Here is a 19,940-nt window from a genome sequence, read left to right as displayed (position 1 = left end):
AATCACTGACCCAATGAGAAAAAGTTGTTAATAACCTATTTTTTACAGAAAGAAATGTATTTTTACATCTCACACATTATTTTTGTGCCGTTCTGATGCACTAAAACACAAGTTTTTAAGTTATCAGCGTATAAATTATTGAGATTTTGAGCAGAAAATTATCACAAATCATCGTTGTACTTATCCTAATAGCAGTTGGATTTAGTTGTTCTCGTAAAAAAGACAAATGGACTAATAGGACTTGGCACGATGTAACTACCAAAAACAATACCTTGTATAACGGTAGAGTTGCTTTCGAAAAAGGGAAACAAGATATTGTACAAACATATAATGATAATTTTTGGGAACTACTTCCGGTAGAAAGGCTGATTGTTAGTGAGGATGTTAGACTACCCAACGAAGTACTTAATCAAAATTTTGATAAAGCAGAGGAAAAAGCGGCAAAAGCAATTCAGAAGCATAGTATGCTTATTGATGACAGAGAACGGAATCCTAAAATCGATGAATCTTTTTTACTTTTAGGAAAAGCGAGATATAACGAACAGCGTTTTATCCCTGCCTTAGAAGCCTTTAATTATATACTATATAAGTATCCTACTAGTAATAATATCAATCATGCTAAGGTTTGGAAAGCAAAAACGAATCTTCGTTTGGATAATAATGAAAAAGCTGTCGAGGATCTAATGAAGATGATAGAAGAAGAGTATATGGAAGCTCAGGACTATTCGGACGCTGTGGCTATGATCGCTCAGGCTTATATTAATTTGGAACAAAAAGATTCTGCTGTAACATATATTAGTAAAGCGGCTATCCATTCTAAGAATAATGAGGAAAAAGGAAGGTACTTATACATAAAGGGTCAGCTTCTTAATCGACTAGGCTATAAAGACAGTGCTAATTATGCTTTTGATCAAGTTATTGATCTCAATAGAAAAACCGCTAGGCGATATATGCTTAATGCCTATATGGCGAAGGCAAGAAATTTTAACTATGAAACAGGAAATAAAGTAGAATTTCTCGAATTACTTACTGATCTGCAGGAAAACAGAGAGAATAGACCATTCCTTGATAAAATTTATAATCAGAAAGCAGTATATTTTAATACATTGGATTCTATTGATTTAGCGGTTGAGAATTATAACAAATCACTAAGAACTAAGTCTGAAGATAAGCATCTTGAATCACTGAACTATAAAGCATTAGGTGATATTAAATTTGACAATAAAGAATATGCTATTGCGGGTGCTTATTATGATAGCACACTGGAGCGCATGGTAGTAGATTCTAAAAAATATCGCGTTCTTAAAAAGAAAAGAATAAATCTGGATGATGTTATTTTATACGAAGGAATTGCAAAGACGAACGATAGTATTCTATCGGTGGTAGCAATGTCTCCAGAAGAAAGAACGGCATACTACTCAGAGTATACAGAAAAAATAAAGGCAGAAGCCATTGCTGCTCAGGAAGCAGCAGAAATCGCAAGAATAAAAGGGGAGCTTCCTAATGAGCAACGATTTAGTCAACCAAGAGCAGGATTAGGAAATAGCAGTGGTCCGAATCAGGAAGAAGGAGGAACATTTTATTTTTATAACCCTACTACAGTAGCTTATGGAAAAACTGCTTTCAAAAGAACTTTTGGGAATCGAGAATTACAGGATAATTGGAGAATTTCCAGCATCACGAATCCTAGCGCTGTATCTAATGTAGAGCAGACTGAACAAGAAGAATACTCTATAGATACAGATCCTACGTTCGATCCACAAACATATATCACGCAATTGCCAACGGACCAGGTAGTTTTAGATAGTTTACAAACCGACAGAAATTTTGCATATTATCAATTAGGTGTTATTTATAAAGAGAAGTTTCAGGAGTATGGATTGTCTATAGATAAGTTTGAAGATCTCTTAAAGAGTAATCCCGAAGAACGCTTAATAGTCCCTTCTAAATATAATTTGTATAAAATATATCTTTTACAAGGAGATATAACAAAATCAAATGAACTTAAACAGGATATCATTAATACGCATGGGGATTCTCGTTACGCAAAAATTCTTCAAAACCCTGATGAGGAATTAAAGAACGATCAAAACAGTCCAGAATCTATGTATAATAGATTGTATAAGGATTTTAAAAATCAGAAATATGCTTCGGTGATTAAAGAAAGTGAAGAGTTAATTACTAAGTTTGGTGGAGAAGATTTTGTTTCGAAATTTGAATTATTAAAAGCACAGGCAATTGGTCGTTATAAAGGATTTGAGGCTTATAAAGAAGCTTTGAACTATGTCTCACTAAATTATCCACAAAGTCCTGAAGGCAAAAAAGCACAATTAATTTATCAAACTACGATTCCTCAAATTCAAAACAGTGATTTTGAACAAGGTATAGAAGAGGAAAAAAACCATAAACTGGTATATGCATATACCAGATTTGGAGATAATCAGGCACAAGAGTTGAAGGAACGGCTAGAGGCAATTGTAAAAGATCTTAGATATGATAGAATGAAAGTTTCTTTAGATGTTTATAATAAAGATCAGCAGTTTGTAGTAATTCATACCAAAAGAGATAAACTAGGTGCAGAAGGTATGGCGGAACTTTTAATTATAGGTAAAATAGAAGATACAAGAGGAGTAGATCTTACAAAATGGAATAGAAAAAAGAAGTACTATGAAAAGGTGAACAAAGAATTTTTTATAGTAGCATCACCTAATTATAGAATTATCCAGATACATAAGAATCTGGATAAATATTTGGAACCTAAATCAGAATAATAATTTTAATCCCCCCAGTAATATGTTTTCAGACAACAAGAAAGGAAAAGATCAAGCTTTAACTGATTTTTCCAGAAATCAGAACAAAATTTCAGAAGGAACTAAAATTGTAGGAGATGTTATTTCCGAAGGCGGTTTTAGAGTAGAAGGTACCATAGAGGGAACTTTTAAGACTACAGGAAAAGTAGTAGTCGGAAAATCAGGTTTTATTCAGGGAACATTAGAGTGTTCTGATGCTGATTTCGAAGGTAAATTTTCAGGTAACCTTGTAATATCTGGCACCTTATCGCTAAAACCAACAGCGCATATTGAAGGTGAAGTTTCTGTTGGTAAACTAGCTGTAGAACCTGGAGCAACGTTCAATGCATCTTGTGTGATGAAGGGTGGCGTTAAATCTCTTGGAGGTAAACAAGATGGACAAAAACAAGGACAGCAAGGACAAGGGAAGTCAGCTTAGAAAATTTGCTATCCTAACTGGTATAGCTTTTCAGATGGGGGCCACTATATTTTTATTTGCATACATAGGCGAAAAATTAGACGCTTATTATGGATTTCAAGAGAAATGGTTAACAATAATATTTGTTCTTTTAGGAGTAGCTTCTTCATTATATTTAGTTATTAAACAACTGAATAAAATTAACAGGTCTAATTAAACTATGTAGCATAATTTGTTTTCTTTGCAAAATATAATTCAACAGTATGCTTCAGAATTTAGTAAGATTTACAATGTTTTTTATAATAATAGTATTAGGTGGGTATTTGGCTCATAAGGCGTTGATTATTAATCATTTCGTTGTTGGGAGAAATATTGAAATTGTTAATCTATCTTATAAGTTTAACGCTGCTTTTACCTTTGTTTTTACTTTAACAATAATCTTACTTAGTAAAAAATATAAAGATCAGATAGGTTTTATCTTTCTGGTAGGAAGTTTTGTGAAAACTGGTATTTTTCTTGCTCTAATAAAGATGAATAACATAGAAATTAATAAAAGTGCATTCTTGGATTTCTTTATACCCTATTTAGTATGCTTGTCTTTGGAAATATATTATATAGCCAAATTACTAAACAATCACAAATAACTGATTATCAGTTATTTATTTTTTTATTTTTTTCGATAAACTTATTTGCCTAAAATAGTTTAAGAATCTAACATAATTATGTACATTTGCACCGAAATTTAGGAACCGAAATCTGACCTAGAATGCAAAAAATTAGTGTAGTTAGAATTTTTATGACTTTGGCCTTGATTCTCACTTCTTTGAATCTGGTTGCAAAAGATGCTGAAAAAGGAGAAAACGAAGGTAGAGTAGATACAAAAAATGAGATTGATGCTTACATAGAACATCACCTTCAGGATTCTCATGATTTTACACTTTGGTCTGATGGACAAGAAGGTACTCATGTTGGATTCCCGCTTCCAGTAATTTTATGGGATGGAGGGTTAAAGGTTTTTTCTTCTTCAAAATTCCATCATGGAGAAACTGTTGCTGAGGTCGAAGGTAATTACTATAAACTATACCATAGTAAAATATACAAGACTGATGCAGAAGGGACTATAACTTACGATGAGGATCATCACGCAACAAACGCAAAGCCATTAGATTTTTCAATCACAAAGAATGTTGTCACTATTCTTATTGTTTGTGTTTTGATGTTTTTGATGTTTGGAGGTCTTGCAAAATCTTATAGAAAAGGCCCTTTACCTACTGGTTTTGGAAGAGTGTTAGAGCCCTTGGTTATTTATGTGCGTGATGAAATAGCTATTCCTAATATCGGAAAAGAAAAGCATAGAAAATTTATGGGATTTTTGCTTACCGTATTCTTTTTCATTTGGATTTTGAATTTACTAGGAATGACTCCACTTGGAGTTAATGTGACAGGGAACATAGCAATAACAGTATGTCTAGCTTTGTTTACATATTTCATTACTCAATTTAGTGCAAATAAAGAATATTGGAAACATATTTTCTGGATGCCAGGTGTTCCTGTAATTATGAAAATTGTATTAATGCCAATTGAGATTCTTGGAACATTAACAAAACCTTTTGCGTTATTGATTCGTCTTTTTGCAAATATTACTGCAGGTCACGTAGTAATTATGAGTTTGATAGCATTAATTTTCACAGCACAAAACATATACGTAATGACACCTGTGTCATTATTGTTGACAATATTTATATCAGTGATAGAGCTTTTAGTAGCCTTTTTACAAGCATTTATATTTACAATGTTATCTGCTTTGTTTATTGGATTAGCAGTCCAAGATCACGATCATCATTAAGAATTAAGAACAATAATTGTTTAATATTTAATACTTTTTTTATGGAAATTCCAGGTTTAGTAGGTGCAGGTTTGATTGTAATCGGAGCAGGTATCGGTTTAGGAAAAATCGGTGGATCGGCAATGGAAGCAATCGCTCGTCAACCAGAGGCTACAGGTAAGATTCAAACTGCGATGATTATTATCGCGGCACTTTTAGAAGGTTTAGCATTCGCTGCTTTAATCCTTGGGAAGTAAGAAATTAGAAAATATCACTTTCAACGGTTGGTTGAAAGTGATATTTACCATTTAGAAATTAAAGATTAGACACACTAATAAGTATAAAAGAAATGGATAAATTAATTAACGATTTTTCATTCGGACTATTTTTCTGGCAAGCATTAATACTTTTGGTATTGCTGTTTTTATTAAGAAAGTATGCTTGGAAACCAATTTTGGATTCTTTAAATAATAGAGAAGAAGGGATTAAAAATGCATTAGAGTCTGCTGAAGCAGCTAGAAAAGAAATGCAAAACCTTCAGGCTGATAATGAGCGTATCCTTAACGAAGCTCGTGCAGAAAGAGATGGAATGCTTAAAGAAGCAAGACAACTGAAAGAGAATATGATTGCAGATGCAAAATCTGAAGCACAAGCAGAAGCAGACAAAATAGTTGCTCAGGCGCAAGTAACAATCCAGAGCGAAAAGAAAGCGGCGATTGCTGATATTAAGAGTCAAGTTGCAGGACTTTCTATAGAGATAGCAGAAAAAGTAGTAAGACAAGAATTAGCTGACAAAGACAAGCAACTAGCGTTGGTACAGTCTATGTTAGGAGATGTTACCTTAAACTAATCAAAAGATGAGTAGAGCAGCAATACGTTATGCGAAGGCAGTTTTGAGTTTAGCTCAAGATAAAAAAGCCACTGAGGATGTTCAGAAAGATATGCAAAGTATTATCGCTACTATAGACGGTAGTGCCGAGCTCAGAATGGTATTAAATAGTCCTTTGATAAAAAGTGAAGTAAAGTTAGCTTCTTTGCGAGAGGTTTTCAAAAGTACTGGAGATCTTACACAAAAACTTTTTGATACGTTAATTACAAATAAAAGGGTTGATTTGCTAGACGATGTTGCTAAGCAATACATTGTTTTATTGGATCAGTTAAACAATACTCAGTTAGCTAAAGTGACTACAGCAATTCCTTTAAATGAAGCGCTAAGTACTTTGGTGCAGGCGAAAGTAAAAGAATTAACAGGTAATGAGGCTACTATAGAAAATGTTGTTGATAAAAGTATCATTGGCGGATTTATTCTTAGAGTAGGAGATTTGCAGTATAATGCAAGTATAGCTAATAAACTAACAAGTTTAAAAAGAGAATTGAGTAATTAATAATTACTTTATTAATATAAATTTAATAATAAGAGAATGAGTATCAATGCTCATTTTTGTAAACTATTATAAAATGGCAGAGGTGAATCCTGCTGAAGTATCAGCAATATTAAAACAACAATTATCTGGATTTGAGGCTACAGCTTCACTAGAAGAAGTAGGTACAGTATTACAGATTGGTGATGGTATCGCCAGAGTATACGGATTGTCTAACGTTCAGTATGGAGAATTAGTAGAATTCGAATCTGGATTAGAAGGAATTGTACTAAATCTTGAGGAAGATAATGTTGGGGTAGTACTTTTAGGTTCTTCAACAGAAGTAAAAGAAGGTGTAACTGTAAAACGTACACAAAGAATTGCTTCGATCAATGTTGGAGAAGGAATCGTAGGTCGTGTAGTGGATACCTTAGGTAATCCAATAGACGGTAAAGGTGCGATAGAAGGTGAAACTTTCGAAATGCCATTGGAGCGTAAAGCGCCTGGTGTAGTTTTTCGTCAGCCAGTAACTGAGCCATTACAAACAGGAATCAAGTCAATTGATGCGATGGTGCCAATCGGTAGAGGACAACGAGAGTTGGTAATCGGTGACCGTCAGACTGGAAAAACAACAGTTTGTATTGATACAATCTTAAATCAAAAAGAATTTTATGATGCTGGTGAGCCGGTATATTGTATATATGTGGCTATTGGTCAGAAGGCATCAACTGTTGCATTAATTGCTAAAGTATTAGAAGAAAAAGGTGCATTGGCATATACAACTATTGTTGCAGCTAATGCTTCTGATCCTGCTCCAATGCAGGTGTATGCTCCATTTGCAGGTGCTGCGATCGGTGAGTATTTCCGTGATACAGGTCGCCCAGCTTTGATTATTTATGATGATTTATCTAAGCAAGCAGTAGCATACCGTGAGGTATCATTGTTATTACGTCGTCCACCAGGACGTGAGGCATATCCTGGAGATGTATTCTATCTTCACTCTAGATTATTAGAGCGTGCTGCAAAAGTAATTGCGGATGATAGTATTGCAAAAGATATGAATGATCTTCCTGATTCTTTAAAAGATAAAGTAAAAGGTGGTGGATCATTAACTGCCTTGCCAATTATCGAAACGCAAGCAGGTGATGTATCAGCATATATCCCAACCAATGTAATTTCGATTACTGATGGTCAGATATTCTTAACATCTGATTTATTTAATTCAGGTGTTCGTCCGGCAATTAACGTAGGTATTTCTGTATCTCGTGTTGGTGGATCTGCACAGATTAAATCAATGAAGAAAGTAGCAGGTACTTTAAAACTTGATCAAGCACAGTTTCGTGAACTAGAGGCATTTGCTAAGTTTGGTTCTGACCTTGATGCAGCTACCTTAAACGTTATTGAAAAAGGTAAGCGTAACGTAGAGATCTTGAAACAAGCTCAAAATGATCCTTATACAGTAGAAGATCAGATTGCAATCATCTATGCAGGATCTAAGAACTTATTAAGAGATGTTCCTGTAAATAAGATCAAAGAATTCGAAAGTGACTTTATAGAATATCTTAATGCAAAGCACAGAGATACCCTAGACACTTTGAAAGCTGGAAAATTAACAGATGAAGTAACAGATGTATTACTTTCAGCTTGTAAAGAGATTTCAGCAAAATATAAATAATATTTGGTACAGAATATCAAGATTTTAAAATCTCGATATTCTGTGTTTTATTAAAGTTATACTATTAGAAAGGTATTGTTTTAGAAAGTACTAAGTACGATTTAATCAATACTCAATACTAAGAAAAATGGCAAATTTAAAAGAATTACGTAGTAGAATTACCTCTGTATCCTCAACGATGCAAATTACCAGTGCCATGAAAATGGTATCGGCTGCAAAGTTGAATAAGGCGCAGATGGCAATCACCGCTATGCGTCCTTACGCAGATAAACTTACCGAATTATTACAGAGTCTTAGTGCTTCTCTAGAAGGGGATAGTGCAAGTTCATATGCTGATCAGCGTGAGGTAAATAAAGTATTAGTAGTGGCAATTGCTTCTAATCGTGGTTTGGCTGGTGCTTTTAATACAAATATTATAAAAGCTTCGAGAGAGTTGTATAATAATGTGTACGAAGGAAAACAAGTTGACTTTATTACCATAGGTAAAAAGGTAAATGATATCGTGTCTAAAACACATACTATAGTTGCTAATAAAAGTGAAGTTTTTGACCATCTTACATTTGCTAATGTTGCTGATATTGCAGAAGAGCTAATGGAGTTGTTTATGGATGGTTCTTATGATAAAATTGTAGTGGTGTATAATAAGTTTAAAAATGCTGCTACTCAGATAGTAACTACGGAGCAATTTCTGCCAATTAAGCCTATTGAAGGTGGTGAGGCAAACGCTAATTTAGATTATATTTTTGAGCCATCTAAAGAAGAGATAGTGGAGCAATTGATTCCTAAGTCACTCAAAACACAATTGTATAAAGCAATTCGTGATTCTTTTGCTTCAGAGCACGGAGCTCGTATGACAGCGATGCATAAGGCTACTGATAATGCAACAGAGCTAAGAGACGCTCTTAAATTACAATATAACAAAGCAAGACAAGCTTCTATTACTAATGAGATCTTGGAGATCGTAGGTGGCGCAGAAGCATTGAATAATTAATAATATTAATTTGAAACATAAAAAGGTCTTGTAATTAATTACAAGACCTTTTTATGTTATATTAAGTAGATTTTAATAATTTGCGTTATGAGAAATAGTTTAGTATTGGTTTGTATATACTTAATAAGTAGTTCTTTACTTGCTCAAGTATCTACTTAGGATTTTGAAAAAGAAGAGTATGAAGATCTTAAAAATAGAACTACTCTTTTTGTTCTCGATATTTATGAAAAGGATTCTTTAGAGAAAGTACTTCAAGAAGTTTGGTCTTTTAATGATTTTAAGGTTGTATCTACTGAAGAGTATAAAGATTATGATAGAAATACTAAGTATACTGTGTTTTCATTCCGTTCTTTTAGTCGTACTTTAAGTGCAGGCTCTGCCAATGATTGGTTTTCTTTTAGTACTTTTACTAGGAACTACTACAGCCTAAAATACCACATTAAAGATGGTAAAAAGAAAACTAAAAATATGGCTAAGATATATCTAAGCATTAATTATGGTCTTGGTTATCTTAAAAATCAATTAATAGAAGTTAATAGGTTACTTTTAAAAAATGAGAAACATGGATTTTATGGAAACCACGAAAACTCAGAAAAATTAGCAGATTTAAAAGAAAAAACGCTGTTTGTTCCTGAAGAAATAAAAATGAGATTTCATCCAAGGAAAAAAAAGCTAGTTGATAAAAAGAATTCAGATAAGCTTTTTCAAGAGTATTCTTGGAAATATGAATATATTGACAGGAAGAGTTTGCAGAGTAAAATATTAAATGCTAAAGAGAGTTTTTATTATTTAATGTCTACTAATGCTGCAAAAGAGAAGTTTGTTGAAGTTATTGATGGATATACAGGAGAGGTAATATACCATGACTATAATGCCGCGTCAGTAGATCTTGTACCAAAAAATATAGCGCATCTAAATTCTAAAATAAAATAACATTTCTTTGAAAAGTATATAAAGAGTAGATTCCTTAAAATTACAATATAACAAAGTTAGACAAGCTTCTATTGCTGATGAGATCTTGGATATTGTTGGTAGTAAAGAAGCATTTTTTCATAAATAGGACTTTTTGATATCTTCAAGTAAGCCTTAAGAAAAATAAGATTTCATTAAAACTTGACATTAATTTTGTCGAGTTTTTTTATTTCTAGATTTCATAGAAAAATAAATAAAAAGCGGTTTTTAAGGGTAACATTTTCCCCGTTTTAGGCACTCATATATAAGTACTAAACATTAATTTTAAAAATACTTTTTATGAAAAAATTTGTAAGTCTTTTTTGTATATGCATAAGCATCGTGATATCATCATGTGGGAGTGATGATGATGCTATAGGAAACCTTCCTCCATTGGAAGTTTCGAACATTGAGACAGAAGTAATTGAAGGGACCCGGGTGAAAATAAGTTGGACAGAAGCAGAAGACGTTAATAATGACGTTCTGTCTTATGATGTTGTTGTTAATGGTAGGGTTGTAGCAAATAAGACAACTGAATTATCAATTGAATATAATGTTACAAATTTATTAACCAGAAGATCAAAAGATCTACAAAAAGGTCTTAGTCTGGAGTTAACAATTGGTATTAAAGCGTACGATAGCAATGGTGGTGTTTCTGAAGAATCTATAGTAAAACGCAATGTTTTTGTCAATAGAGATCCAAGTACGTTTGAATTTGGAGATATTAATTTTGATTTTTCATATTATAATTGGTTAGAAGTTTCTTGGCATCAAGCATCAGATGAAGATGGAGACATTTTATCTTATGATGTGTATCTAAATGATTTGATACTAAAGGAAAACTACATTATTGGATCAGATGATTATGATGGTTTAGGTAGCATATCTTACAATGCTAATTATTCGCAATATGTGGATGATGAAATTATCATTAAGGTTGTAGCAAATGATAGAGATGGAGGAGTAACAGAGATTAGCAAAAGTTTTGACTTTAGAGCGACAGATGTTGATTTAGGGATATTAACACCTCCATATAATAGTTCTACTGAATATGTGATTAATCAAGAAGAGGTGGATCGTAGAATTGGATATACTTTTCAGGTTGAGGAAAGTACTGGATATGTTATTCACTCTAATGAATATTTGCAATTAACATTATTAGACGAACAAGGGAACTATGTAACAGGGAACTCGCAAAGAATATCAGGAGAATCATTAAATCCTGGGATCTATTATTTAGAAATAGCAGAGTATTATAACAATTCAAATTTATCAGGGACACTTACTTTTATTTTAAAAGACCCTAAAGAATCGGATGTTGACTTAGGAGCATTGACAATACCATATGAAGAAGTTTTGAATTTCTCTATACAAAATAATGAACCGGATAATAAAATTGGTTATACCTTTCAGATTAATGAAGAGACTGGTGTTTCGGTCTTCTCTCAAAATAACATCAATTTTGAGCTTCGGGATGTGAATGGAAACTTTATAGCATCTGGATATAGAAGAGCATTTACGGAGACGATTCAGGCAGGAACGTATTATTTAGATGTGTATCAATATTATAATGATATTGATTCTGGTTCTTTTATACTTGCCCTTAAAGATTCAGATGCTACTAACGAAGATCTTGGAGTATTATCAATTCCCTATTCTAACTCAGTAGAGTTTAATGTATCAACAACAGAGCCTGACGGGAAGCTTAGGTATTTATTTGAGATTAATGAGGCCACTGGCTACTCTTTTACTACTCAAACAGGGGTTTATGTAAATTTATTTGATAGTAATAATAACTATGTAAATGGAGGTTATCGAGATATTTATGGAGAGAATTTGAATACAGGAAGTTATTATTTAGAAATTGTCAACCAAGACTATAATGATATATCCGGAACTTTAAACATAGTTCTTAGCACTCCAAATGAGTCCGATATTAATCTTGGTACTCTTTCAATACCTTATAATCAATCATTTAATTTTAGTACGACAGGTGAAATTGACAGAAAAATAAGATATGAATTTAGTGTTGATTCTCAGGCTTCCTATGATTTCGAAATTATAAACGAAAGTTATGATGATTACATTTATTTATATGATAGTAGTGGTAGTTATCTAAATGGAAGTGATTATAATGACATTAGAGGGACATTATCTCCTGGAAACTATTATGTTGAAGTTGCAGGCTACAGTAATTATACTGGTTCTGGCACATTGATTTTAGATCTTCAATAAGATTTTATAATATAACCTCATACACATTAATGTGTATGAGGTTTTTGTTTTTTTTATGATAAAGGGGCTATTCGTTTTTTATCTTTAAGGGAAAAAAAGAAAAATGAAGAAAATTAGACTCTTTGCGGTACTAGTTATCGCATCTTTAGTATCTACAATCAATGCTCAGGAATCAGAAACCCTTTACGAAGCAGGTGATATAAAAATGGGAATCGCTGGCGTTCCACTTATGGATTTTGGGAATGGTTATAGTGGAATCGCAGCTAAACCAAGTTTATCCTATTATGTGTCGGAGCATTTTGCTATCAATACATCAGCTTTTGTGTTATTTCCTCAGAATATTGAACAGGAAAATGGGATAGATGCTGAAGTTCAGGCATACGGTTTTATTCCTTCTTTTAGGAAACATGCAATTAATAGTGGTAAATTTAGTTTCTATTTAGAATCCGGAATCGGAATTGGCGCTATTCGATACAAGGCAAATGATCCAGCGGATATTGCCATTGAAGATAATAGTGGAGGTTTGTTACTATTAACAGCCGGAGCTGGAATTAATTATAAATTTGCTAAGTGCTTGGAATTAGAATTTGGACTTCCCTATATGTATGGATTAAATATTACCAATGGAGAAGATACCAAGTTGTTCTCTGGAGTAGCATTTAATTTTGGTATGAACTTTGTCTTTAATACCAAGGATATTAAAAAAATGAAAGAAAAACATCGTAAACGTCTAAAGAAAAAATGGGAAAACGAATAAATTTTAAAACGCTTATTACCAAAATCGGTTTACTAGGTATTTTGGTCGCTTTTACGCAATGTGCAACCAGTCAGAAGATCGATAAAATAGTACCAATACAATTGAAAGATCCTTATTTCCAGAACTGGGTTTCCGGAGTAAAAGGAGGAGGAGCTGGGTTTATACTTTACATACCTGTTGACCCAGATTCTGATATACAGCTAGAGAATGCATATTTCAAGGGAAAAAATGTAAAACTGAAGCGTAAGTCGAATGAAGCTGTCTATGTGGGACGTTACACGGATCCGAGAACGGTTAGAGAGGATATTGTTATGAGTGAAGACCCAAAGAAAGAATATGGCAACAAAGCTCAGGAAATTGAAGAAAAAATACCGTTCGAACTAAAGGAAGGGGAATGCATAATATCATATGCTAAAGATGGAAAAGAGGGGTATTTTAAACTGAATAACTTACCTGAGAAAGAATTGAAAGCATATCCAATGCAGCCAAGGCAATAAAAATTGTATTTTTAAAGCCACAATTAAATAGCAGTTGGGAATTTTTCAAAAACTTTTTAAGCAAACATTTATATACGGAATGGCAACAGTGTTACCGCGCATGTTGTCATTTCTTTTAGTACCCTTGTATACTGATCAATTGCCAACAGAGGAGTATGGTAAAGTTTCTATTATTTTCTCATATTTTGTGCTTTTTAATGTAATCTTAGCGTATGGAATGGAAACCGCTTTTTTCAGGTTCTTTAACAAAGAGTCAGATAAGGAAAAAGTGGTGAGTACATCTGCAATTTCAATAACAATTTCTTCTCTTGTATTCTTGGCAGTTGCTTTATTTTTAAAGGAACAAATATCGGTATGGACGGATATTAAGTTAGAATATATAAACTTAGTAATATGGATATTGCTCTTAGATGCTTTGGTTATTATTCCGTTTTCGTGGTTAAGAGCAACAGAACGCCCGATTCGATATTCTGTGATTAAAATTAGTAATGTTGCCATAAATTTTGGTCTCAATGTCTTTTTTCTACTTTATTTAAAGGAACTTTCTTTTCATTTTTTAGCATTAGAAACGATTTGTAGAGATGATTATGAAATCAGTTATATTTTTATTTCTAATCTGATCGCCAGTGGATTTGTGCTAATGCTGTTGCTACCGTTTTACACAAAGATTAAGTATCGTTTTGATCGAGTATTATGGAAAAAGATGATGAAATACGCTCTACCAATTCTGATTGCGGGAATAGCGTATTCTATCAATGAAACATTTGATAGAATTTTATTAGATAAGTTACTGCCAGAAAATGTCGCTGAACATATGGTTGGGGTCTATTCGGCTTGTTATAAGTTAGCATTGTTCATGACATTATTTGCCACAGCTTTTAGGTTAGGTATAGAGCCATTTTTCTTTAATTACGCAGGGAATAAAAACGCACCAGAAACCTATGCTAGAATTACCAAGTATTTTGTGATTTTAGGATCTTTTATCTTTTTGTTTGTTATTGTGTTTGTTCATGTTCTAAAAATTGCTTTTCTAAGAGATGCATCTTATTGGGAAGCGGTAAAAATTGTTCCTTTTATTTTATTAGCTAACTTCTGTTTAGGAATTTACCACAATTTATCTGTATGGTATAAAGTAACAGATAGAACTAGATTTGGAGCTTATATATCTGTTTTTGGAGCCGTTATAACCTTACTTCTTAACTTCTTATTAATTCCAGAATATACTTATGTAGGTTCTGCAATAGCCACTTTAGCGGCTTATGGAACGATGATGTTGCTGTCGTGGTATTTTGGAAAAAAATATTACCCAATCCCATATGATTTAAAAAAGATAGGGATGTATTTAACATTATCAATAGGTTTTTCAATCATTTCGTTTTACATATTTGATAGTAATTATATGATTTCTATCCCTTTATTATTAGTGTTTTTAGTAATTTTGTGTGCTTCGGAAAAAAAGGAATTGAAACAATTATTAAAAAGATAATTTTTCTATCTTCTAGAGCGGAGTCTAGAGAAGATAGTGATTTATATAAAAAAATATGCAGATAAATATTATCAATAAGTCATCGCACGTATTACCACATTATGAAACCATAGCTTCTGCCGGAATGGATCTGAGAGCAAACATAAGTGAGTCAATAACACTAAAACCTTTAGAGAGAACAATTGTTAAAACGGGGTTGTTCATTGAATTACCCGTAGGTCTTGAAGCACAAGTTCGCCCTAGAAGTGGATTGGCTGCAAAGAAGGGAGTTACAGTATTAAATGCACCAGGAACCATTGATGCAGATTATAGAGGCGAAATAGGAGTGATTTTAGTGAATTTATCTAACGAAGATTTTGTGATAGAAAATGGAGAAAGAGTAGCGCAGTTAGTAATTGCTAAGCATGAAAGAGCAGAATGGAACGAAGTAGTAGAACTTTCGGAAACCTCAAGAGGAGCAGGTGGCTTCGGAAGTACTGGAGTAAAATAATAATCAACCAATCAAAAAACCAATATAAAGAATGAAAATCATTGTACCAATGGCAGGAAGAGGCTCTCGATTAAGACCTCATACACTTACGGTTCCTAAGCCTTTAATCCCTGTAGCTGGAAAACCTATTGTTCATAGGTTAGTTTCGGATATAGCAAAAGTTTTAGGAGAACCAGTAGATGAAATTGCTTTTATATTAGGAGATCCTGCGTTTTTTGGAGATGATGTCGTAAAAAGTTTAATAGCACTTGCAGAAGAACTTGGCGCCAAAGCTTCTATATATAGACAAGATCAACCTTTAGGAACAGGTCATGCTATCATGTGTGCAAAAGATTCATTATCTGGACCAGCAGTTGTAGCTTATGCAGATACATTGATTAGAGCTGATTTTAATTTAGATAAAGATGCTGATGCTGTTATTTGGGTAAAACAAGTAGAACAACCAGAAGCTTATGGAGTTGTAAAACTGAATGATAGGAAGGAAATTGTAGAATTGGTAGAAAAACCAAAGGAGTTTGTTTCTGATCTCGCTGTGATAGGAATCTATTATTTTAAAGATATTGCAATACTAAAAAACGAATTGCAACATGTGTTAGATAATAATATTATCAATGGAGGAGAATATCAGATTAATGACGGTATTAAAAGAATGATGGCGGATGGCAAAATATTCGTTACTGGTCAGGTGGAAGAATGGATGGACTGTGGAAACAAAAATGTGACGGTAGAAACCAATACTAGAATGCTAGGTTTTTTAGAAAAAGATGGAGAAAAATTAATCAGTGACGATATTTTACTAGAAAACGCAACTGTTATTCCTCCTTGTCGCATAGGAAAGGGAGTGACTATTAAGAATGGATCAGTTGGACCTAATGTATCTATTGGAGATGGCTGTAATATAGAAGATAGTGATATCAAAAATAGTTTAGTACAGAACCAAACTGTCATAAAAAATGCTAACTTAGACAATGCTATGATTGGAAATCATGTGTATTACAACGGAAAGTACACAACGATTAGTATTGGTGACTATTCTACTTTGGAATAATTTGTGATTTATATTGCTTTGAAAAATTTGTATGACTAAATATTGGCGACATATTATAATTTGTATGGTCTTGATGGGAGCAGTTATTAATACTGGCTATTCCCAAGAATCAGAAGCTCTTAAAAAAGTAGAGATTTTGGATGACCTTGGAGATGTGTCTGATGTATTTCGAGAGAGTTTTTTTGAAGCATTAAAGCAACGAGCAATTACTAATTACGACAAGGCGATTAGCGCTTTAGAAAAGTGTATTTCTACAAACCCGAAACCTATTGCATTATATTATGAGCTAGGGAAAAATTATTTGGATTTAAAAAAGTATGATCAGGCTACTGTTAATTTTAAAAAAGTTTTAGAGGAAAAACCAAATAATAGATATGTTTTAGAGCTATTGTTCGAAGTATATTTTAAGGAAAGAAAGTATTCAGAGTCTGTAGAAGTGGTTGAAAAGCTAGTAACATTTGATGGCAGGTATAGAGAACAATTGGCTAATCTTTATTTTCTAGAAGAAAGATATGATGATGCACTTAAGGCAGTAGATGAATTAATAGAAGAACTTGGTATAGATTCGTATAGAGATAAACTAAGAAAAAAAATAGCACTAAAAATCAGTAATCCTGATTCTCAGATCACCAAGTTGCAAATAAAAATAGCGGAAAATCCTAAAGAAGAACAAAACTATCTAAATCTCATTTACTTATATAGCCAAGATAATCAGGTTCAAAAAGCTTTTGGAACTGCTCAAATTCTTCTTGAACAAAAACCAAAATCAAAATTAGCTCATTTGGCATTATATAAGTTCTTCTTAGATGATAATATGCCAGAAGAAGCTATTAAATCCATGAGGATAGTGTTATCAAGTGATGAGATTGATGATGAGTCCAAATATAAAATAATTAATGACTTCTTGACATTTGTAGATAAGAATCCTAATTATGAATCACAACTTATTGAAGTGACTAAAGTGTTTTCTGAAGACTCGGGAAGTAATAAAGTGTTTACAGAAATAGGGAATTATTTCTATGGAAAAGATAAAAAAGAGATCGCACTTAATTATTATGAAAGAGGAATTAAGGATAATGCTAATAACTTTGGGATTCTAAGAAAGATGCTATTATTACAACTTGATTTGAAGAGATATGAAAAAGCAAAAGTAGGAAGCGAACTTGCTATAGAAATGTATCCTTCTCAACCAATTTTGTATTTGGTGAGTGGAGTTTCTCTGATTAACCTGAGTAATTATGAAGAAGCTATAGATATCTTAAGTATTGGTATGGATTATATTATTGATGATCTTAAGATGGAATCAGATTTCTATGATCAAATCGCTCAGGCATATCTAAAAATGGGGAATGAAACAAAAGCTTCAGAATATAAAGAGAGATCTTTTCAACTTAAAAAAAAATCATAAAAGGTAATGAATAGAATATTTTATTTGTTATGTTTTTCGCTAATTATACTGCAATCTTGTAAAGGTACTAAAGCAATTTCAGGAGCTACAATTAAAAAGCTAAGGACAGAAAAGATTGTAGCTAATCACTATAATAAAGCTTTTAACTTTACCACGCTCAATGCTAAGGTAAAAGTAAGATATGATGATGGTAAACAATCATTTAATCCAAATGTGACCTTACGTTTAGAAAAAGATAAGAAAATATGGCTAAGTGCAAAATTACTGGGGATCACCCTAGCTAAAGTGCTGATTACACCAGAAAAGGTAAGCTATTACGAGAAGATTAATAACACCTATTTTGAAGGTGATTTTAAAGTACTTAGCGAATGGCTAGGAACCGATTTGGATTTTGAAAAATTACAGCAGTTATTATTGGGTCAGGCATTATTTAACCTTAAGGATGAAAAACATGTATCATCTATAGAAAACCAAAAATATAGACTTAGTCCTAAAAAGGAACTTGAACTATTCGAACGACTATTTATATTAAATCCAGATAGTTTTAAAATATTCTCTCAACAGCTAAAACAACCTATAGAAAACAGAAACTTGCTTATTAATTATAGTAGTTATCAGAAAGTTGGAAATCAAGATTTTCCGAAAGAAATAAGTATTATAGCCTCAGAGGGAATAACTAGAACTACTATAATATTAGATTATCGTAGTGTAGATTACAATGCCAGGGTAAGTTTTCCGTTTAAAATACCATCAGGATATGAGCAAGTAACTATAGAATGAGGCTGAAAAAAATTATATACATATTTGGATTGCTATTAGTTGTTAGTATTCCATCATTTTCTCAAAGTACAAAGCAACAACAGCTGGAAGAGCAGCGACGTCGACTTAAGGAACAGATTGAGCAGATGAGATCATTACTTGAAGACACCAAACTTAAACAGCGATCTGTACTTGATGAAGTAGAAACGTTAAATTCTCAAATAAGCACCAGACAAAACCTTATAAAGATTACCAATCAGCAAGCAAATCTATTGACAAGAGAGATTAATAACAATCTCAAAAAGATGGGGTCGTATCGTGAAGAGTTAAAAGTCTTAAAAGAAGATTATGCTAGAATGATTGTAAAATCTTATAAGAGTAAATCGCAGCAAAGCAAGATTATGTTTCTGTTGTCATCATCAGATTTTACTCAGGCTTATAAGCGACTTCAGTATATGAAGCAATATAATGAGCACCGCAAGGAACAGGCTGATCAAATACAGACACGTGCAGAAGAGCTTCAGAAGCTAAATAAAGATTTGCTAGAAAGGAAAAAAAACAAACAATTGCTTGTAGAAGAGAACCGAGATGCTCAGGAGCAATTAAAGGAAGAGAAAAAGCAGCAACAAAACTTAATGGCGTCTATTCGTAAAAAAGAAGGCACCTATAAAAAGGAGATAAGAAAAAAACAGGAACAAGCAAGTGCTCTCGATAAAGCTATTGATAAATTAATTCGTGAAGCCATTGCAAAAGCTAATAAAAAAGCAGGAAAAAAAGCATCTAAAAAAGGATCCGCAACGACTTTTGCATTAACCCCGGAGGATAAAAAGCTCGCAGATAATTTCACATCAAACAAAGGAAAGTTTCCTTGGCCTGTTGGAACGGGTAAATTAACAAGAAAATACGGACGTCAACCGCATCCTACATTACCTAATATTCAGATTAATAGTAGTGGAGTAGAGCTAGAAACCAGACCAGGAGAAAAAGCAAGAGCAATCTTTGAAGGAGAAGTAATGGCTATTCAGAAATTGAAAGGCGCAGGAAGACTGGTTCACGTAAGACATGGTAATTATATTACAGTGTATTATAATTTAGAAAATATTTCGGTAAAAGAGGGTCAGAAAGTATTGACCAAACAAAGTATTGGAGAGGTAAGGGTAAATCCTGCTACTGGCCGAGCTATTATGAAATTTTTGATTTTTAAGGATACAAAGAAGTTAAATCCACAATCTTGGATTTTTAAAATGTGA

19 protein-coding genes are annotated in these 19,940 nt (G+C 32.8%); all 19 read left to right on the top strand.

Annotation, left to right across the window (positions count from 1 at the left end):
- Window positions 1-146: 146 nt before the first annotated feature.
- The 19 genes from Q0921_RS17120 to Q0921_RS17030 all read left to right on the top strand — a co-directional run bounded on the left by Q0921_RS17120 (window position 147) and on the right by Q0921_RS17030 (window position 19,940).
- Window positions 147-2,771, top strand: coding sequence for a hypothetical protein (locus Q0921_RS17120; protein WP_299259009.1), 2,625 nt, complete (start codon window positions 147-149; stop codon window positions 2,769-2,771).
- 22 nt (window positions 2,772-2,793) lie between these two features.
- Entirely contained in the window at window positions 2,794-3,228 is a 435-nt protein-coding gene (locus Q0921_RS17115; protein WP_299213056.1) for a polymer-forming cytoskeletal protein, read from the top strand.
- The gene (locus Q0921_RS17110) at window positions 3,185-3,424 is read left to right on the top strand and encodes an AtpZ/AtpI family protein (protein WP_299259007.1); all 240 of its coding nucleotides are present in this window, start codon (window positions 3,185-3,187) and stop codon (window positions 3,422-3,424) included. Before Q0921_RS17115 ends, Q0921_RS17110 begins: the two co-directional genes overlap by 44 nt.
- 579 nt (window positions 3,425-4,003) lie before the next feature.
- Window positions 4,004-5,053 (top strand): F0F1 ATP synthase subunit A, encoded by a 1,050-nt coding sequence (atpB, locus tag Q0921_RS17105; RefSeq protein ID WP_299259143.1) that lies wholly within the window; start codon window positions 4,004-4,006, stop codon window positions 5,051-5,053.
- A 41-nt stretch (window positions 5,054-5,094) separates the two neighbouring features.
- Window positions 5,095-5,289, top strand: a complete 195-nt coding sequence (gene atpE, locus Q0921_RS17100; protein ID WP_201921264.1) for an ATP synthase F0 subunit C — start codon at window positions 5,095-5,097, stop codon at window positions 5,287-5,289.
- Window positions 5,290-5,381: 92 nt separating this feature from the next.
- Entirely contained in the window at window positions 5,382-5,882 is a 501-nt protein-coding gene (locus Q0921_RS17095) for a F0F1 ATP synthase subunit B (protein ID WP_299259005.1), read from the top strand.
- Window positions 5,883-5,889: 7 nt separating this feature from the next.
- Window positions 5,890-6,417: an ATP synthase F1 subunit delta gene (atpH, locus tag Q0921_RS17090; protein ID WP_299259003.1), complete on the top strand. Its 528-nt coding sequence runs from the start codon at window positions 5,890-5,892 to the stop codon at window positions 6,415-6,417.
- 73 nt (window positions 6,418-6,490) lie between these two features.
- Window positions 6,491-8,068 (top strand): F0F1 ATP synthase subunit alpha, encoded by a 1,578-nt coding sequence (gene atpA / locus Q0921_RS17085; protein ID WP_299259141.1) that lies wholly within the window; start codon window positions 6,491-6,493, stop codon window positions 8,066-8,068.
- A 127-nt stretch (window positions 8,069-8,195) separates the two neighbouring features.
- Window positions 8,196-9,059, top strand: coding sequence for an ATP synthase F1 subunit gamma (gene atpG / locus Q0921_RS17080; RefSeq protein ID WP_299259001.1), 864 nt, complete (start codon window positions 8,196-8,198; stop codon window positions 9,057-9,059).
- A 468-nt stretch (window positions 9,060-9,527) separates the two neighbouring features.
- Window positions 9,528-9,992, top strand: a complete 465-nt coding sequence (locus tag Q0921_RS17075; RefSeq protein ID WP_299258999.1) for a hypothetical protein — start codon at window positions 9,528-9,530, stop codon at window positions 9,990-9,992.
- 318 nt (window positions 9,993-10,310) lie between these two features.
- Window positions 10,311-12,245, top strand: coding sequence for a hypothetical protein (locus Q0921_RS17070; protein ID WP_299258996.1), 1,935 nt, complete (start codon window positions 10,311-10,313; stop codon window positions 12,243-12,245).
- 103 nt (window positions 12,246-12,348) lie between these two features.
- On the top strand, window positions 12,349-13,002 hold the full coding sequence (locus Q0921_RS17065) for a hypothetical protein (RefSeq protein ID WP_299258994.1): 654 nt from the start codon (window positions 12,349-12,351) through the stop codon (window positions 13,000-13,002).
- Window positions 12,987-13,499 carry a hypothetical protein gene (locus tag Q0921_RS17060; protein ID WP_299258992.1) on the top strand — a complete coding sequence of 171 codons (513 nt, stop codon included), beginning with the start codon at window positions 12,987-12,989 and terminating at the stop codon, window positions 13,497-13,499. Before Q0921_RS17065 ends, Q0921_RS17060 begins: the two co-directional genes overlap by 16 nt.
- A 34-nt stretch (window positions 13,500-13,533) precedes the next feature.
- The gene (locus Q0921_RS17055; protein ID WP_299258990.1) at window positions 13,534-14,985 is read left to right on the top strand and encodes an oligosaccharide flippase family protein; all 1,452 of its coding nucleotides are present in this window, start codon (window positions 13,534-13,536) and stop codon (window positions 14,983-14,985) included.
- A 55-nt stretch (window positions 14,986-15,040) separates the two neighbouring features.
- Window positions 15,041-15,475, top strand: a complete 435-nt coding sequence (dut, locus tag Q0921_RS17050) for a dUTP diphosphatase (protein ID WP_299258988.1) — start codon at window positions 15,041-15,043, stop codon at window positions 15,473-15,475.
- 31 nt (window positions 15,476-15,506) lie between these two features.
- The gene (locus tag Q0921_RS17045; RefSeq protein ID WP_299258986.1) at window positions 15,507-16,523 is read left to right on the top strand and encodes a sugar phosphate nucleotidyltransferase; all 1,017 of its coding nucleotides are present in this window, start codon (window positions 15,507-15,509) and stop codon (window positions 16,521-16,523) included.
- 31 nt (window positions 16,524-16,554) lie between these two features.
- Window positions 16,555-17,931, top strand: coding sequence for a lipopolysaccharide assembly protein LapB (locus Q0921_RS17040; RefSeq protein ID WP_299258984.1), 1,377 nt, complete (start codon window positions 16,555-16,557; stop codon window positions 17,929-17,931).
- Window positions 17,932-17,937: 6 nt separating this feature from the next.
- On the top strand, window positions 17,938-18,711 hold the full coding sequence (locus tag Q0921_RS17035) for a DUF4292 domain-containing protein (protein ID WP_299258982.1): 774 nt from the start codon (window positions 17,938-17,940) through the stop codon (window positions 18,709-18,711).
- Window positions 18,708-19,940, top strand: coding sequence for a peptidoglycan DD-metalloendopeptidase family protein (locus Q0921_RS17030; RefSeq protein WP_299258980.1), 1,233 nt, complete (start codon window positions 18,708-18,710; stop codon window positions 19,938-19,940). Before Q0921_RS17035 ends, Q0921_RS17030 begins: the two co-directional genes overlap by 4 nt.

It is taken from the genome of uncultured Aquimarina sp. (assembly GCF_947496855.1).
In the GTDB taxonomy this organism is placed as follows: Bacteria; Bacteroidota; Bacteroidia; order Flavobacteriales; family Flavobacteriaceae; genus Aquimarina.
This window is presented reverse-complemented; position numbering and strand designations above follow the sequence as displayed.

What these genes read in the sequence shown, in the direction of transcription:
- Q0921_RS17115 (WP_299213056.1), top strand. Translation starts at nt 2,794, where the DNA reads ATGTTTTCAGACAACAAGAAAGGAAAAGATCAAGCTTTAACTGATTTT.
- Q0921_RS17110 (WP_299259007.1), top strand. Translation starts at nt 3,185, where the DNA reads ATGGACAAAAACAAGGACAGCAAGGACAAGGGAAGTCAGCTTAGAAAA.
- atpB (WP_299259143.1), top strand. Translation starts at nt 4,004, where the DNA reads ATGACTTTGGCCTTGATTCTCACTTCTTTGAATCTGGTTGCAAAAGAT.
- atpE (WP_201921264.1), top strand. Translation starts at nt 5,095, where the DNA reads ATGGAAATTCCAGGTTTAGTAGGTGCAGGTTTGATTGTAATCGGAGCA.
- Q0921_RS17095 (WP_299259005.1), top strand. Translation starts at nt 5,382, where the DNA reads ATGGATAAATTAATTAACGATTTTTCATTCGGACTATTTTTCTGGCAA.
- atpH (WP_299259003.1), top strand. Translation starts at nt 5,890, where the DNA reads ATGAGTAGAGCAGCAATACGTTATGCGAAGGCAGTTTTGAGTTTAGCT.
- atpA (WP_299259141.1), top strand. Translation starts at nt 6,491, where the DNA reads ATGGCAGAGGTGAATCCTGCTGAAGTATCAGCAATATTAAAACAACAA.
- atpG (WP_299259001.1), top strand. Translation starts at nt 8,196, where the DNA reads ATGGCAAATTTAAAAGAATTACGTAGTAGAATTACCTCTGTATCCTCA.
- Q0921_RS17075 (WP_299258999.1), top strand. Translation starts at nt 9,528, where the DNA reads ATGGCTAAGATATATCTAAGCATTAATTATGGTCTTGGTTATCTTAAA.
- Q0921_RS17070 (WP_299258996.1), top strand. Translation starts at nt 10,311, where the DNA reads ATGAAAAAATTTGTAAGTCTTTTTTGTATATGCATAAGCATCGTGATA.
- Q0921_RS17065 (WP_299258994.1), top strand. Translation starts at nt 12,349, where the DNA reads ATGAAGAAAATTAGACTCTTTGCGGTACTAGTTATCGCATCTTTAGTA.
- Q0921_RS17060 (WP_299258992.1), top strand. Translation starts at nt 12,987, where the DNA reads ATGGGAAAACGAATAAATTTTAAAACGCTTATTACCAAAATCGGTTTA.
- dut (WP_299258988.1), top strand. Translation starts at nt 15,041, where the DNA reads ATGCAGATAAATATTATCAATAAGTCATCGCACGTATTACCACATTAT.
- Q0921_RS17045 (WP_299258986.1), top strand. Translation starts at nt 15,507, where the DNA reads ATGAAAATCATTGTACCAATGGCAGGAAGAGGCTCTCGATTAAGACCT.
- Q0921_RS17040 (WP_299258984.1), top strand. Translation starts at nt 16,555, where the DNA reads ATGACTAAATATTGGCGACATATTATAATTTGTATGGTCTTGATGGGA.
- Q0921_RS17035 (WP_299258982.1), top strand. Translation starts at nt 17,938, where the DNA reads ATGAATAGAATATTTTATTTGTTATGTTTTTCGCTAATTATACTGCAA.
- Q0921_RS17030 (WP_299258980.1), top strand. Translation starts at nt 18,708, where the DNA reads ATGAGGCTGAAAAAAATTATATACATATTTGGATTGCTATTAGTTGTT.